Raw genomic sequence first — 13550 nt, forward strand, 5'->3', positions numbered from 1 at the left:
TCCATCGCGGGGCGCGAACGCCCGAGCGGAGACCCGGACGGGTCAGTGACCGGCGGGCACGTACGCGGCCTGGCCGGCCGTGACGATGGCCTCGGCCTCGGCGGCGTCGCCCCAGCCCTCGGCCTTGACCCACTTGTTCGGCTCGAGGTCCTTGTAGCGCTCGAAGAAGTGCGCGATCTCGGCCTTCGTCTGCTCGTCGACGTCCGAGATGTCCTGGATGTGCGCCCAGCGCGGGTCCTTCGCGGGGACCACGAGGACCTTCGCGTCGTTGCCGGCCTCGTCGCTCATCTTGAAGACACCGACCGGGCGGACCTTGACGCCCACGCCGGGGAACGTCGGGTACTCGAGGAGCAGCAGGGCGTCCACGGGGTCGCCGTCATCCGCGAGGGTCTTCTCGAAGAACCCGTAGTCGGTGGGGTAGACGAACGAGGTGAACAGCACGCGGTCGAGGTACACGCGACCGGTCTCGTGGTCCACCTCGTACTTGTTGCGGCTGCCCTTGGGGATCTCGACGACGACGTCGTACGCGGCCATGTTGCGCTCCTGGTCTGATGTGCGGGATGAAAGCGCGGCTAACGTTACCGGGTGAACACTCCGCGTCCCCGGCTCGACCCTGCGGTCGCCGACACCCGTCGCGCGGTCCGCTCGCTGCTCGCGCAGGCGCTCGACGAGGGCACAGTCCACCCCGGGGACCTCGTGCTGGTCGCGCTGAGCGGCGGTCCGGACTCGCTCGCCCTCGCCGCGGCCACCGCGTTCGAGGCGCCGAAGCAGGACCTGCGAGCGGGGGCGGTGGTCGTCGACCACGCGCTCCAGCCGGGGTCCGACGCGGTGGCGAGCCGCGCCTCCAGGCAGGCGTCGGAACTGGGACTCGCCCCGGTGACGGTCCGTCGGGTCGCCGTCGGGTCCGCAGGAGGTCCCGAAGGGGCCGCCCGGGAGGCACGGCACGCGTCGATCGCGGAGGTCGCCTCCGAGACGGGGTCGCCCCTGGTGCTCTTCGGGCACACCCTCGACGACCAGGCCGAGTCGGTCCTGCTGGGGCTCGCCCGCGGGAGCGGGCCGGACTCGCTGTCCGGCATGGTGCCGCTGACGCGACGCGACGCGGGTCCGGCCTACGGACGGCCGCTCCTGGGCGTCCGGCGGCACACCACGCGGCAGGCCTGCACGGTCGCCGGGATCGCGCCGTGGCACGACCCGCAGAACGACGACCCGGCGTTCGCGCGCGTCCGGGTGCGGAACACCCTCATGCCGGCATTGGAGCGGGAGCTCGGCGGCGGTGTGCCCGAGGCCCTGGCGCGGACGGCCGACCAGCTCCGCGAGGACTCCGCGGCGCTCGACCACTTCGCCGAGGAGATGGCGGAGGACCTCGCCGAGCACTCCGAGGCCGGCATCTCGCTGTCCGTCCGGGAGCTCGCGGCCAACCCGCCGGCACTCCGGCAGCGGCTCGTGCGCCTGGCGGTGGAGAGCGAGTTCGGCGTGACGCTCTCCCGCGTGCAGACCCTCGAGGTGTGCCGGCTCGTGACGGACTGGAGCGGACAGGGGCCGATCGACCTGCCCGGCGTCCGGGCGTCCCGATCCGGCGACCGCCTGGCGTTCAGCGCCGGTTAGGCTGGGGTGGTGGAACTCTCCGACGTCCAGGCAGACCTGTCCGAAGTCCTCTTCACCCCCGAGCAGATCGACGACAAGCTCGCCGAGCTCGCCGCGGTGGTCGACGCCGACTACGCCGGGCGCGACCCGCTGCTCGTCGGGGTCCTCAAGGGCGCCGTCATGGTGATGGCCGACTTCTCGCGCCACCTCAAGATGCAGGCCCGAATGGACTGGATGGCGGTGTCGTCGTACGGATCCGGCACCAAGTCCTCCGGTGTCGTCCGCATCCTCAAGGACCTCGACACCGACCTGCACGGGCGCGACGTCCTCATCGTCGAGGACATCATCGACTCCGGTCTGACGCTGTCGTGGCTCAAGCAGAACCTCGAGTCCCGCGGGGCCGCGAGCGTCGAGATCGTGGCGCTGCTGCGCAAGCCGGAGGCCGCCAAGGTCGAGGTCGACGTGAAGTACGTGGGCTTCGACATCCCGGACGCGTTCGTGGTGGGGTACGGCCTGGACTACGACGAGCGCTACCGCAACCTGCGCGGGGTCGGCGTCCTCGCGCCGCACGTCTACAGCTGATCCTGCCCGCGGGTGGAGTTCGCCCGCAGAGGACACCCATTCTCGCCACAGAATCGCGGCCGTATGCTGATCAGCACGCAACTTCGGCAGAGAAAGGTGTCGGGCGCTCTGCCCGGATCACATGGACTTCAAGCGCATCCTCCGCGGGCCGTACATCTACGTGCTCATTGCGATCGTGGGGATCTGGATCGGCTGGGCCTTCATCAGCCAGTCCGGTACGCAGCAGATCGACACCCAGAAGGGCCTCGAGCAGCTCTCCGACGGCAAGGTCTCGTCCGTGGTGGTGAACTCCACCGAGCAGCGCGTCGACCTCACCCTGAAGGACGGCAACGCGCGGGAGCAGTTCTACTACTCGACGCCCCGCGGTGAAGAGGTCATCCAGGCCGTCAACGACGCGAACCTGCCCAAGGGCTACAACGACACCGTCCAGCAGTCGAACTGGTTCCTGTCGCTGCTCGGCATCATCCTGCCGTTCCTGATCATCGGCGCCCTGTTCTGGTTCCTGCTCTCGAGCGCCCAGGGCGGCGGCTCGAAGGTCATGCAGTTCGGCAAGAGCCGGGCGAAGATGAACAACAAGGAGAACCCGCAGGTCAGCTTCGCCGACGTCGCGGGTTCCGACGAGGCCATCGAGGAACTCCACGAGATCAAGGAGTTCCTGAAGGAGCCGGCGAAGTTCCAGGCCGTCGGCGCGAAGATCCCGAAGGGCGTGCTGCTGTACGGCCCTCCCGGCACCGGCAAGACCCTGCTCGCCCGAGCGGTCGCCGGCGAGGCGGGCGTGCCGTTCTACTCGATCTCCGGTTCGGACTTCGTCGAGATGTTCGTCGGTGTCGGTGCGAGCCGCGTCCGTGACCTCTTCGAGCAGGCCAAGCAGAACTCCCCGGCCATCGTCTTCATCGACGAGATCGACGCCGTCGGTCGGCACCGCGGCGCCGGCATCGGCGGCGGCAACGACGAGCGCGAGCAGACGCTGAACCAGCTCCTCGTCGAGATGGACGGCTTCGACGGCAAGACCAACGTCATCCTGATCGCCGCGACGAACCGTCCCGACGTCCTCGACCCCGCCCTGCTGCGCCCGGGCCGCTTCGACCGGCAGATCGGCGTCGACGCGCCGAGCCTGCAGGGCCGCAAGCAGATCCTCGAGGTGCACGCGAAGGGCAAGCCGCTCGCCGCGAGCGTCGACCTCGAGCTCCTCGCCCGCAAGACGCCGGGCTTCACCGGCGCCGACCTGGCGAACGTGCTCAACGAAGCCGCTTTGCTGACCGCCCGGTCGAACGCCCAGCTCATCGACAACCGCGCCCTCGACGAGGCCGTCGACCGCGTGATGGCCGGCCCGCAGCGCCGCACCCGCATCATGTCCGACCAGGAACGCCTCATCACGGCGTACCACGAGGGCGGTCACGCGCTCGCGGCGGCGGCGATGCGCCACACCGACCCGGTGACGAAGATCACGATCCTGCCGCGCGGCCGGGCCCTCGGCTACACGATGGTGCTCCCGCTCGAGGACAAGTACTCCGTCACCCGCAACGAACTGCTCGACCAGCTCACCTACGCCATGGGTGGCCGCGTCGCCGAGGAGATCGTCTTCCACGACCCGACCACGGGTGCGTCGAACGACATCGAGAAGGCCACCGGTACCGCCCGCAAGATGGTCACGGAGTACGGCATGAGCCAGGCGGTCGGATCCGTCAAGCTCGGTTCCGGGTCGAGCGAGCCGTTCGTCGGTCGCGACATGAGCGGCGGCACCGGCCGCGACTACTCGGAGAACATCGCCGAGATGGTCGACGCCGAGACCCGTGCGCTGCTCGAGGCCGCGCACGACGAGGCCTACCAGGTGCTCAACGACAACCGCGACATCCTCGACCGCCTGGCCGGCGAGCTCCTCGAGAAGGAGACGCTCGACGCTCCGGAGCTCGTGGAGATCTTCAAGGACGTCCGCAAGCTCCCGGAGCGCCCGCAGTGGCTGTCGAGCGACAAGCGTCCGGTCAACAACCTGCCCGCGATCGAGGTGCCCGGCAAGGCCGCGTCGACCGCGTCCGAGCACTCCGACACCGAGTCGTCGAAGCCGCGTCGCCGTCCCTTCGGCAACCCGGGTATCGCCCCCGCGTAGGCCGGGATGACCGACCTGCCGACGAGACGGTCGCGTCGGCTCGCCGAGGTGAGCCAGGCGCGGCCCGTCCCGCGGCGTGCGCTGCGTGCGACGTCGCCGGCGGCCGACCGGACCCGGGTGATGGGCATCCTCAACGTCACGCCGGACTCGTTCAGCGACGGTGGGCTGCACCAGGCCTACGACGCCGCCGTGCAGCACGCGCGGGAGCTGGTGGCCGCCGGCGCCGACCTCGTCGACGTCGGCGGGGAGTCGACGCGTCCGGGCTCCGAGCGCGTGCCCGTCGACGTCGAGCAGGAACGGGTGCTCCCCGTCGTCCAGCAGCTCGTGGCCGAGGGCATCACCGTGAGCGTGGACACCATGAACGCGACGACCGCCGAGCGGTCGGTGGAGCTCGGCGCCGCGATCGTCAACGACGTCTCCGGGGGGCTCGCCGACCCGGACATGGCACGCGTCGTGCGGGACACGGGCGTCGGCTTCGTGGTGATGCACTGGCGCGGGCACAGCGACCGGATGTACCGGAACGCCGAGTACGTGCACGCCGTCGACGAGGTCCGGCGCGAGGTCGAGCTCCGCGTCGCCGAGCTCATCGTCCTCGGCGTCCGCCAGGAGCAGGTCGTGATCGACCCGGGTCTGGGCTTCGCCAAGCAGGGCGTGCAGAACTGGGAGATCCTGGCCGGCTACGAGCGCTTCGCCTCCATCGGCCTGCCGGTGCTCGTCGCCGCCTCGCGCAAGCGGTTCCTCGACGGGGTCGGCAGCGCTGCCGGCGCCCCGCCGAAGGACCGCGACCTCGCCACCGCCGCCATCAGCCTGCTCTCCGCCGAACGCGGGGCGTGGGGGGTGCGCGTGCACGACCCGGCACCGACCCGTGCCGTGCTCGACGTCTGGGACGCCTGGAGGGCAGCTCGATCGTGAGGGACACCATCCGCTTGACCGGGGTCCGCGCCCGCGGCCACCACGGGGTCTTCGACCACGAACGCGCCGACGGGCAGGACTTCGTCGTCGACGTCGCCGTCGAGGTCGACGCCCGCGTGGCGTCGGGGACGGACGACCTCGACAACACCGTGCACTACGGCGTCCTCGCCGAGCAGGTGGTCGCCGAGATCGAACGCGACCCCGTCGACCTCATCGAGACCCTCGCCGAGCGCATCGCCGAGGCCGTGCTCACCCACCGGGCGGCGATCGCCACCGAGGTGACGGTGCACAAGCCGCAGGCGCCGATCACGGTGCCGTTCACCGACGTGTCGATCACGATCCGGCGGACCCGCGGTGGCGCCCTGCCCACGGCTCCCGACGAGGAAGAAGAGTGAGCCGCGCGGTCATCGCCCTCGGCGCCAACCTCGGCGACCGGGGGAGCACCCTGCGTGCCGCGGCGACGGCGATCGCGGCGCTGCCCGGTGTCCGGCCGGTGGCGTCCAGCCGCGAGGTCGAGTCGATCGCCGTCACGCTGGACGGCCCCGACACGTCGAAGCCCCGGTACCGCAACGCCGTCGTCGTGGTCGACACCGAGCTCGAGCCGCAGGAACTCCTCGACGCGCTGCACGGCATCGAGGACACCCACGGCCGCACCCGGGAGGTCCGCTGGGGCGACCGCACGCTGGACCTCGACCTGGTCGCCTACGACGACCTGTCCCTCGACACGCCGACCCTGACCGTGCCGCACCCGCGCGCCGGGGAGCGGGCGTTCGTGCTCGCGCCGTGGCTCGACGCCGACCCGGATGCCGAGCTGCCGGGCGCCGGACCGGTCGCCGACCTGCTCGCGGCGGTGGGGGACGACACCGACCGCGTCGACGAGCCGCGCCTCTTCGACGAGCCGCGCGCCTCGGACGAGCCGAGCGCCTCGGACGAGCCGCTCGCCTCGGACGAGCCGGACCGCGCCTCCCGGCCCGCGACGGAGGGCGCCTCGTGAAGCCCACCCGCGCGTCCACCCTGATCAGCGTCGCCGTCGTGGCGGCGGTGGCCGGCTTCGCCCTGGACGCCGTCCTGGCGTCGCGGCAGGCGCCCACGCTGTTCCTGTCGACGCCGCTCGGCGTCACCCTCGCGTTCATCGGCGTCGCCGTCGTCCTGATGGCCCGCCCGGTCCGCCGTCACGCCCGCGACGGCTCCGCACGGCAACGACCGGTCGACCCGTTGTACGCGACCCGGGTGGTCGTGCTCGCAAAGGCCTCGAGCATCTGCGGCGCGCTCTTCGGCGGCTTCGGGGCCGGGCTGGTCGTGTACCTCCTGACCCGCTCGGCGCTCCCTTCGCTAGGCTCGACCCTGCCGAACGTCGTGGCGGTCGGGGGTGGGCTCGTGCTGACGGTGTGCGCCCTGGTCGCCGAACGCATGTGCATCGCGCCTCCCGGTGACGATGACGACGACGACCTCCCCCGGGGCGGCACGACGCAGGCGCACTGACCCAGGCACACCCGACCGGGTGCGCACCAGACCCGCAGGAGACCCGCGATGCCGCGTGAACGACTCGACGAGCCGGGCCTCGGCCTGACCGGCACCACCTGGACCCGGGTGTCGCCGAAGCTGGTGTGGACCGAGCTCGTGCAGACCGTGCTCGTCGGTGTGGTGGTCACCGCGGGGTGCGTGATCATCGGCGTGGTGAGCGGTGGGTTCGGCAGCGGAGCCGGCACCGTCTGGACGCTGATCGGCATCGCCGTCGGCCTCATCGCGCTGGTCACGGCGGCCCTCACCCCGCGCCGGGTCCGGGCGATCGGCTACGCGCTGCGCGACGACGACCTGGTGCTCCGACGCGGCCTGATGTGGCAGCGGTTCACCGCCGTGCCGTACGGCCGCATGCAGCTGGTCGACGTCAACCGGGGTCCGCTCGACCGCGCGCTCGGCATGAGCGAGCTGAAGTTCGTCACCGCGGCGGCGTCCACGAACGTCCGGATCCCGGGCATCCCGTTCGCCGACGCCGACGAGCTGCGCGACCGGCTGGTCGAGCTCGCCGAGTCCCGACGCGCCGGACTGTAGGGGCACGGCATGACGTTCCGCCCCGGTCCTCCGCCACCCGCACCGCCGAGCCACGGCAACGCGGCCGCCGCGGCACCGCTCACCGACGGCGAGTGGCACCGCATGCACCCGCTGACGCCGTTGCTCAAGGGCGGCATCTTCCTCATCGTGGTCCTCGGCTACGTGCTGAACAGCCTGCGGGACCAGCTCGTCGAGTTCTTCATCCCCGGCGGTGGCGGCCCGCAGGACGACGGCGACCCGGTGCGCTACGTGTACGAGCACGGTGTCGTCGGCTGGGTGCTGCTCGGCATCGTGGTGGTGCTGGTCGTGCTGATCGGGCTCTTCTACCTGTCCTGGCGGATGCACGAGTTCCGGGTGACCGGCGAGATCGTCGAGGTCCGTTCGGGCGTGCTGTTCCGCACGAACCGCAAGGCGCGGCTGGACCGCATCCAGGGCATCAACATCTCGCGGCCGCTCGTCCCGAGGATCTTCGGCACCGCCAAGCTCGAGATCGCGCAGGCCGGCAACGACGCGAACGTGCAGCTCGCCTACCTCGGCACGCGCGCGGCGGACGACCTCCGGCAGCGCATCCTGGTGCTCGCGTCCGGCGCGAAGGAGGACGAGCGCGGTCCGGCCCGGGCGTCGAACGGCATGCTGCAGGACCGCGTCGACGAGGTCTTCTCGCCGGAGCTCGACCCCGCCGCCGTGCACGCCACCCGGATCGTCAAGGTGCACCCCGGCAGGCTCATCGCCTCGATGCTGCTCTCCGGCACGACGGTCTTCATCCTGCTGGCGGTCGCGGCGATGATCGTCAGCGTCGCACTGACCGGCGAGTACGGGATCCTGTTCGGCATCTTCCCCGCGGTGATCGGTGCCGGGGGGTACTACGTCCGGAAGTTCTCGCGCTCGCTGCAGTACACGATCGCCGAGACCCGGGACGGCATCCGGATCGGCTTCGGCCTGGTGTCGACGTCGAACGAGACGCTGCCGCCCGGCCGCATCCACGCGGTGAGCGTCGCCCAGCCGCTGCTCTGGCGGCCGTTCGGCTGGTGGGACGTCCGCATCAACCGGGCGACGAACGCCGGCAACGGGGCGTCGAACAACCAGCAGGTGTCGTCGATCGTGCTGCCCGTCGGCACGGCGCGCGACGTCCGCGAGGTCCTCGACATCATCCTGCCCGGCCTCGTCGGGACCGCCGTCGCCGGGCCCGCCGCGTCGCAGGAGCAGCTCCGCGAGGGCTCGTCCGAGGCCGTGAACGTCGTCGACGACAGCCTCACCACGACGGGGGACCGCGGTGGCTTCGTGCACTCCCCGCGGCGGGGTGCCTGGCTCCGGCCGTTCGCGTTCCGCCGCAACGGCTACCGCTTCGTGCCCGGTGCCGTCCTGCTCCGCCTCGGTGCCGTGTGGCGGTCGCTGGTGATCGTCCCGTTGCCGCGGGTGCAGAGCGTCAAGGTCTCGCAGGGACCGCTCGAGCGGGCGCTCCGGCTCGCCTCGGTGCACGTGCAGACGGTGCAGGGGCCGGTCACCGCCCGGGTGGGCGCGCTCGACGCGCGCGACGCGCAGCGGCTGTGGGCGGACACCGCCGAGCGAGCGATCGAGGCCGCTGCGGTCGACACGTCCCACCGGTGGCGCGAACGGGAGGCGCGGCTCGACCCCGCCACGTCGGTGCCGGATGCGGACCACGCGACCGGCACCGTGCCTCCCGGCTCTCCCTGGGGCGCGGTCCCACCGCCGGGAGCCGCCCGGTGAGGGCGGGACGGCTGGGAGTCGGCGTCCTCGGCGCCGGACGGGTCGGACCGGTCCTCGGTGCCGCCCTGGCGAACGCGGAGCACGCGGTCGTCGGTGTGACCGCGGTGTCCGACGCCGGACGCGACCGGGCCGAGGCGATGCTGCCCGGCGCCCCCGTGCTCGAGACGCCGGCACTCGTCGAGCGGAGCGAGCTCGTGATCCTCGCGGTGCCGGACGACCAGCTCGCCGGCCTCGTGCAGGGGCTCGCCGAGGCGGGGATCTGGCAGCCCGGACAGCTCGTCGTGCACACCAGCCCGGACCACGGCGTCGGGATCCTGCAGCCCGCGATGGCGGCCGGGGCGATCCCGCTCGCGATCCACCCGGCCATGGCCTTCACCGGCACGAGCGTCGACCTGGTGCGGCTGCGCGACGCCTACTGCGCGGTGACCGCCCCGGCACCCGTGCTCCCGATCGCGCAGGCGCTCGTCGTCGAGATGGGAGCCGAGCCGTTCGTCGTCGCCGAGCAGGACCGGCCCGCGTACGCCGACGCCGTGCGGGCCGCCGTGAGCTTCTCGACCGCGATCGTCGACCAGTCCGCGGGGACCCTCGAGGGCATCGGCGTGGACCACCCCGGCCGGGTGCTCGGCGCCCTGGTCCGGACGGCGGTCGACAACGCACTCGCCGCGGTCGACGGGCAAGCCACGCTCTAGTCGGGGGCGCGCTGCGGAGTCGGGGTGCGCTGTACGATTTCGGGGACCCCCACGACCATCGGAGCCGCACCCGCATGACCGACGAGACCGCCACCACCGACACCGCGATCGCCGACGCCGCCGCCCTGGCCGAGCAGGAGACCAGCGAGCAGCGACAGGTCCGGCTCGACAAGCGGGCGAAGCTGCTCGAGGCGGGCATCGAGGCCTACCCGGCCGAGCTGCCGATCACCACGACGATCCCCGCGGTCCGCGCGCAGTACGCGCACCTGGAGACCGGCGAGGAGACGCAGGATGTCGTCGGCGTCGCGGGGCGCATCGTGTTCTCGCGCAACACCGGCAAGCTCTGCTTCGCGTCGCTGCAGTCCGGCGATGGATCGCGCATCCAGGCGATGGTGTCCCTCGCCGAGGTGGGCGAGGAGTCCCTGGCCCGCTGGAAGGAGTTCGTGGACCTGGGGGACCACGTGTTCGTGCACGGCCGGGTCATCTCGTCGCGGCGCGGCGAGCTGTCGATCATGGTCGACGAGTGGTCGATCGCGGCGAAGGCGATCCTGCCGCTCCCGAACCTCCACAACGAGCTCAACGAGGAGACCCGGGTCCGCCAGCGCTACCTCGACCTCATCGTGCGCGAGGACGCCCGGAAGACCGTCCGCGCCCGTGCCGCCGTGATGGCGTCGCTGCGCGAGACCTTCGCCGGGCACGAGTACCTCGAGGTCGAGACCCCGATGCTGCAGACCCAGCACGGCGGTGCCTCGGCGCGTCCGTTCGTCACGCACTCCAACGCCTTCGACACCGAGCTCTACCTGCGCATCGCGCCGGAGCTCTTCCTCAAGCGCGCCGTCGTCGGCGGCATCGACCGGGTGTTCGAGGTGAACCGCAACTTCCGGAACGAGGGCGCCGACTCGACGCACTCGCCCGAGTTCGCGATGCTCGAGGCGTACCAGGCCTACGGCGACTACGAGCAGATGGCGGACCTGACGCAGGAGCTCGTGCAGAACGCCGCCCGCGCGGTGACCGGCGGCGCGCTCGAGGTCACGTGGGCCGACGGCACGACGTACGACCTCGGTGGCGAGTGGCCGCGCATCGACATGTACGGCTCGCTGTCGGAGGCCGCCGGGCGCGAGATCAGCCCGGAGACGCCGCTGTCCGAGCTGCAGGCGCTCGCCGACGCCGAGGGCGTCGAGGTCGCGCACGCCACGCACGGCAAGTACGTCGAGGAGCTCTGGGAGCACTTCGTCATCGACTCCCTCGACCGCCCGACGTTCGTGATGAACTTCCCGGTCGACACCTCGCCGCTCACCCGTGCGCACCGCAGCCGTCCCGGCATCGTCGAGAAGTGGGACCTGTACGTCCGTGGCTTCGAACTGGCGACGGCGTACTCGGAGCTGGTCGACCCGGTCGTCCAGCGCGAACGGTTCGTCGAGCAGGCGAAGCTGGCGGCCGGCGGCGACCCGGAGGCGATGCGCGTCGACGAGGAGTTCCTCCGTGCGCTCGAGCACGCGATGCCGCCGTCGGGTGGCATGGGCATGGGGATCGACCGGTTGCTCATGGCGATCACCGGGCTCGGCATCCGCGAGACGATCCTCTTCCCGCTCGTCAAGTAGGGCGCTGGACCTCAGGGCGTCGCGCCGGCGGCGCGCGACGCCAGCCCCGGACGAGCTTGCGAGTCCGGTCCGGTGAAGTCGAGGTACCATGCTCGGGTGCCGCATGGAGTCGTGACCGGGATCATCTTCGCCCTGACGCCGACCGTCGTGGTCGGTCTCGTCTTCTGGTTCGTCATGCGCGCCATCATGCGGGCCGACCGGACCGAACGTGCCGCCTACGCCAAGGTCGAGGCCGAGGAGCGCGCCCGCTTCGAGCGCGAGCACGGCCGTCCCGCGCCGGCGCCGGCCTCCGCCGAGTAGTCGGGACCAGCTCGCTTCACCCGGCGTTCACCGCACGGTGTGACCCTGTGGTGCATGCGCCGCATCCCTGAGACCGCTGCCGCGACGGACCCGGGCGCGACGGACGCGGGCGCGACGGACCCGGCGGGCGCCGCGGACCCGTCGGAGCTCGACGCCGCCGACGCCTTCGGGCACCCGGCCCTCGCCGACCCCGACCGGGACGACGCCGTGTGGCCGGACGGCGACGAGGACGACATCGACGTCTGAGCGTCCGGCCCCGGTCACCGGCCGTTCACCCGGTCGTCGCCGGGCGGGGTGAGCATCGTCCGCATGTCCATCACGCAGATCATCACCGGCGGTGCGTTCACCGGCCGGGGCCGGGTGTTCACCGGCCGCAGCCTCGTCGGCGACATCGAGAGCGAGTACGACGAGTTCGACCGCGACGCCGACCTCGAGGTCTCGAAGCGCCGCGAGGGGTGGCTCGAACCCTCCTGGTGACCCCCATCCACCGACTTTCGGGGTACGACCTCCGGATCGCATCGATCCGTGTGGCCGTACCCCTTTTCCGTGTCCGCTCAGCGCGGTTGGTCGGGGTACAGGTTCGGAAACGAGCAAGAAACACCGATGCAACGCCGGAAACATCACGTCATTCGCTTGAGTCCGGGGCGCTGGAGGGGACAGACTGACGACATGCTGTACCCCGTGGGGGACGGTTTCGATGATGAAGCACGGAGAAGCCTGAGAATCGATCCGATCGGTTTGTGGGGTACACCTCCGGACCGCTTTACTCGTGACACCCCCCCCCAACGAGGTCATCACCCGTCGAACGCAGGGAGTCATCATGACGATCGCAACCGCAGCACCGAAGACGACGACCACCGGCACCACCGCGCGCCGCACCAAGAAGACGGCCGCCGCCAAGACCACCGTCACCGCGGTCGAGACCACCACGCTCGACACCGAGGTCGAAGCCGACGAGCAGCTCGCAGGTGTCCGCGGCGCCTCGGTCGACCAGGTCGGTGACTACCTGCGCCACATCGGCCGCCTCTCGCTCCTCACCGCTGAGGAAGAGGCACAGATCGCCCGCCGCATCGAGGTCGGCCTCTTCGCCGAGGAGAAGCTGAACACCGAGGTCGGGCTCGCGAAGACGCTGCAGCGCGAACTGCGCTGGCTCGTCCGTGACGGTGAGCGCGCCAAGGAGCGGATGATCACCTCGAACCTCCGCCTCGTCGTGAGCATCGCCAAGCGCTACTCGCAGCGCGGCCTGCCGTTCATGGACGTCATCCAGGAGGGCAACCTCGGCCTGGTCCGTGCCGTCGAGAAGTTCGACTTCACGCAGGGCTACAAGTTCTCGACCTACGCCACGTGGTGGATCCGTCAGGCGATCTCCCGCGGCCTCGCCGACAAGGCCCGCACGATCCGCATCCCGGTCCACACCGTGGAGCTGATCAACAAGATCTCCCGCACCGAGCGTGACCTCACCGTCGACCTCGGCCGCGCACCGATGCCCGACGAGGTCGCGGCAGAGCTGAGCATGAGCGTCGAGGAACTCGTCGACCTCAAGGGCCGCTCGCACGAGCCGGTGTCGATCCACACCGTGGTCGGCGACTCGGACGACAGCGAGCTCGGCGACTTCATCGAGGACGAGGACGCCGCGTCCCCGAACGAGCTCACCGAGACGACGCTGCTGCACCGCGACATCCGCTCCATCGTCGCCGAGCTGCCGAGCGACGAGGCGAACGTGATCCGCATGCGCTACGGCCTCGACGACGACAAGCCGATGACGCTCGACGAGATCTCGAAGATCGTGCACACGACGCGCCAGGCGGTCAGCCGCGTGGAGTCCCGCGCCAAGCTCCGTCTCTTCGCCAAGGCGGTCTCGCAGGACATGCAGCTGTACCTGACCGACTGAGGTCAGTGGACTTCGGCCGGCGAGCGATCGCCGGCACGGGGAACCGGGTCGTTCTGTGGGAAGACGACTCGGTGGGGTGATGGGACGGCCCGCTCGCGCTTCGG

The 13550-nt window shown here is 71.2% G+C and carries 16 protein-coding genes; 15 read left to right on the forward strand and 1 reads right to left on the reverse strand.

What is annotated here, in order from left to right; all coding sequences use genetic code 11:
• Positions 1 to 42: 42 nt before the first annotated feature.
• Positions 43 to 534: an inorganic diphosphatase gene (locus ACRQ4B_RS03720; protein ID WP_070417329.1), complete on the reverse strand. Its 492-nt coding sequence runs from the start codon at positions 532 to 534 to the stop codon at positions 43 to 45.
• A 51-nt stretch (positions 535 to 585) separates the two neighbouring features.
• Between ACRQ4B_RS03720 and tilS the strand changes: the two genes are divergently transcribed.
• The 15 genes from tilS (at position 586) to ACRQ4B_RS03795 (ending at position 13446) form a co-directional block, all read left to right on the forward strand.
• Entirely contained in the window at positions 586 to 1605 is a 1020-nt protein-coding gene (gene tilS, locus ACRQ4B_RS03725) for a tRNA lysidine(34) synthetase TilS (RefSeq protein WP_439693344.1), read from the forward strand.
• Between the two features lie 9 nt (positions 1606 to 1614).
• Complete coding sequence (hpt, locus tag ACRQ4B_RS03730; RefSeq protein WP_070417327.1) at positions 1615 to 2166, forward strand: hypoxanthine phosphoribosyltransferase; 552 nt, start codon at positions 1615 to 1617, stop codon at positions 2164 to 2166.
• Between the two features lie 121 nt (positions 2167 to 2287).
• A complete protein-coding gene (gene ftsH, locus ACRQ4B_RS03735) occupies positions 2288 to 4273 on the forward strand; it encodes an ATP-dependent zinc metalloprotease FtsH (RefSeq protein WP_439693345.1) in 1986 nt (661 codons plus the stop codon).
• 6 nt (positions 4274 to 4279) lie between these two features.
• Complete coding sequence (gene folP / locus ACRQ4B_RS03740) at positions 4280 to 5185, forward strand: dihydropteroate synthase (RefSeq protein ID WP_439693346.1); 906 nt, start codon at positions 4280 to 4282, stop codon at positions 5183 to 5185.
• Complete coding sequence (folB, locus tag ACRQ4B_RS03745) at positions 5182 to 5580, forward strand: dihydroneopterin aldolase (RefSeq protein ID WP_439693347.1); 399 nt, start codon at positions 5182 to 5184, stop codon at positions 5578 to 5580. Before folP ends, folB begins: the two co-directional genes overlap by 4 nt.
• A complete protein-coding gene (gene folK, locus ACRQ4B_RS03750; protein ID WP_439693348.1) occupies positions 5577 to 6179 on the forward strand; it encodes a 2-amino-4-hydroxy-6-hydroxymethyldihydropteridine diphosphokinase in 603 nt (200 codons plus the stop codon). Before folB ends, folK begins: the two co-directional genes overlap by 4 nt.
• Positions 6176 to 6667, forward strand: coding sequence for a DUF3180 domain-containing protein (locus ACRQ4B_RS03755; RefSeq protein ID WP_439693349.1), 492 nt, complete (start codon positions 6176 to 6178; stop codon positions 6665 to 6667). Before folK ends, ACRQ4B_RS03755 begins: the two co-directional genes overlap by 4 nt.
• A 48-nt stretch (positions 6668 to 6715) precedes the next feature.
• Positions 6716 to 7237, forward strand: a complete 522-nt coding sequence (locus ACRQ4B_RS03760) for a PH domain-containing protein (protein ID WP_439693350.1) — start codon at positions 6716 to 6718, stop codon at positions 7235 to 7237.
• 9 nt (positions 7238 to 7246) lie between these two features.
• Positions 7247 to 8965, forward strand: coding sequence for a PH domain-containing protein (locus tag ACRQ4B_RS03765; RefSeq protein WP_439693351.1), 1719 nt, complete (start codon positions 7247 to 7249; stop codon positions 8963 to 8965).
• On the forward strand, positions 8962 to 9654 hold the full coding sequence (locus ACRQ4B_RS03770) for a Rossmann-like and DUF2520 domain-containing protein (RefSeq protein ID WP_439693352.1): 693 nt from the start codon (positions 8962 to 8964) through the stop codon (positions 9652 to 9654). Before ACRQ4B_RS03765 ends, ACRQ4B_RS03770 begins: the two co-directional genes overlap by 4 nt.
• A 74-nt stretch (positions 9655 to 9728) precedes the next feature.
• On the forward strand, positions 9729 to 11255 hold the full coding sequence (gene lysS / locus ACRQ4B_RS03775; protein ID WP_439693353.1) for a lysine--tRNA ligase: 1527 nt from the start codon (positions 9729 to 9731) through the stop codon (positions 11253 to 11255).
• A gap of 96 nt (positions 11256 to 11351) precedes the next feature.
• Positions 11352 to 11555 carry a hypothetical protein gene (locus ACRQ4B_RS03780; RefSeq protein WP_439693354.1) on the forward strand — a complete coding sequence of 68 codons (204 nt, stop codon included), beginning with the start codon at positions 11352 to 11354 and terminating at the stop codon, positions 11553 to 11555.
• Between the two features lie 54 nt (positions 11556 to 11609).
• On the forward strand, positions 11610 to 11801 hold the full coding sequence (locus ACRQ4B_RS03785; RefSeq protein ID WP_439693355.1) for a hypothetical protein: 192 nt from the start codon (positions 11610 to 11612) through the stop codon (positions 11799 to 11801).
• 63 nt (positions 11802 to 11864) lie between these two features.
• Complete coding sequence (locus ACRQ4B_RS03790) at positions 11865 to 12032, forward strand: hypothetical protein (protein ID WP_439693356.1); 168 nt, start codon at positions 11865 to 11867, stop codon at positions 12030 to 12032.
• Positions 12033 to 12375: 343 nt separating this feature from the next.
• Positions 12376 to 13446: a sigma-70 family RNA polymerase sigma factor gene (locus ACRQ4B_RS03795; RefSeq protein WP_439693357.1), complete on the forward strand. Its 1071-nt coding sequence runs from the start codon at positions 12376 to 12378 to the stop codon at positions 13444 to 13446.
• Positions 13447 to 13550 lie beyond the last annotated feature (104 nt).

The sequence above is a fragment of the Curtobacterium sp. SP.BCo genome (assembly GCF_051903265.1).
Classification (GTDB): domain Bacteria; phylum Actinomycetota; class Actinomycetes; order Actinomycetales; family Microbacteriaceae; genus Curtobacterium.

Coding starts and splice junctions, on each gene's coding strand:
- ACRQ4B_RS03720 (WP_070417329.1), bottom strand. CDS start 534: ATGGCCGCGTACGACGTCGTCGTCGAGATCCCCAAGGGCAGCCGCAAC.
- ftsH (WP_439693345.1), top strand. CDS start 2,288: ATGGACTTCAAGCGCATCCTCCGCGGGCCGTACATCTACGTGCTCATT.
- folP (WP_439693346.1), top strand. CDS start 4,280: ATGACCGACCTGCCGACGAGACGGTCGCGTCGGCTCGCCGAGGTGAGC.
- ACRQ4B_RS03760 (WP_439693350.1), top strand. CDS start 6,716: ATGCCGCGTGAACGACTCGACGAGCCGGGCCTCGGCCTGACCGGCACC.
- ACRQ4B_RS03765 (WP_439693351.1), top strand. CDS start 7,247: ATGACGTTCCGCCCCGGTCCTCCGCCACCCGCACCGCCGAGCCACGGC.
- lysS (WP_439693353.1), top strand. CDS start 9,729: ATGACCGACGAGACCGCCACCACCGACACCGCGATCGCCGACGCCGCC.
- ACRQ4B_RS03785 (WP_439693355.1), top strand. CDS start 11,610: ATGCGCCGCATCCCTGAGACCGCTGCCGCGACGGACCCGGGCGCGACG.
- ACRQ4B_RS03790 (WP_439693356.1), top strand. CDS start 11,865: ATGTCCATCACGCAGATCATCACCGGCGGTGCGTTCACCGGCCGGGGC.
- ACRQ4B_RS03795 (WP_439693357.1), top strand. CDS start 12,376: ATGACGATCGCAACCGCAGCACCGAAGACGACGACCACCGGCACCACC.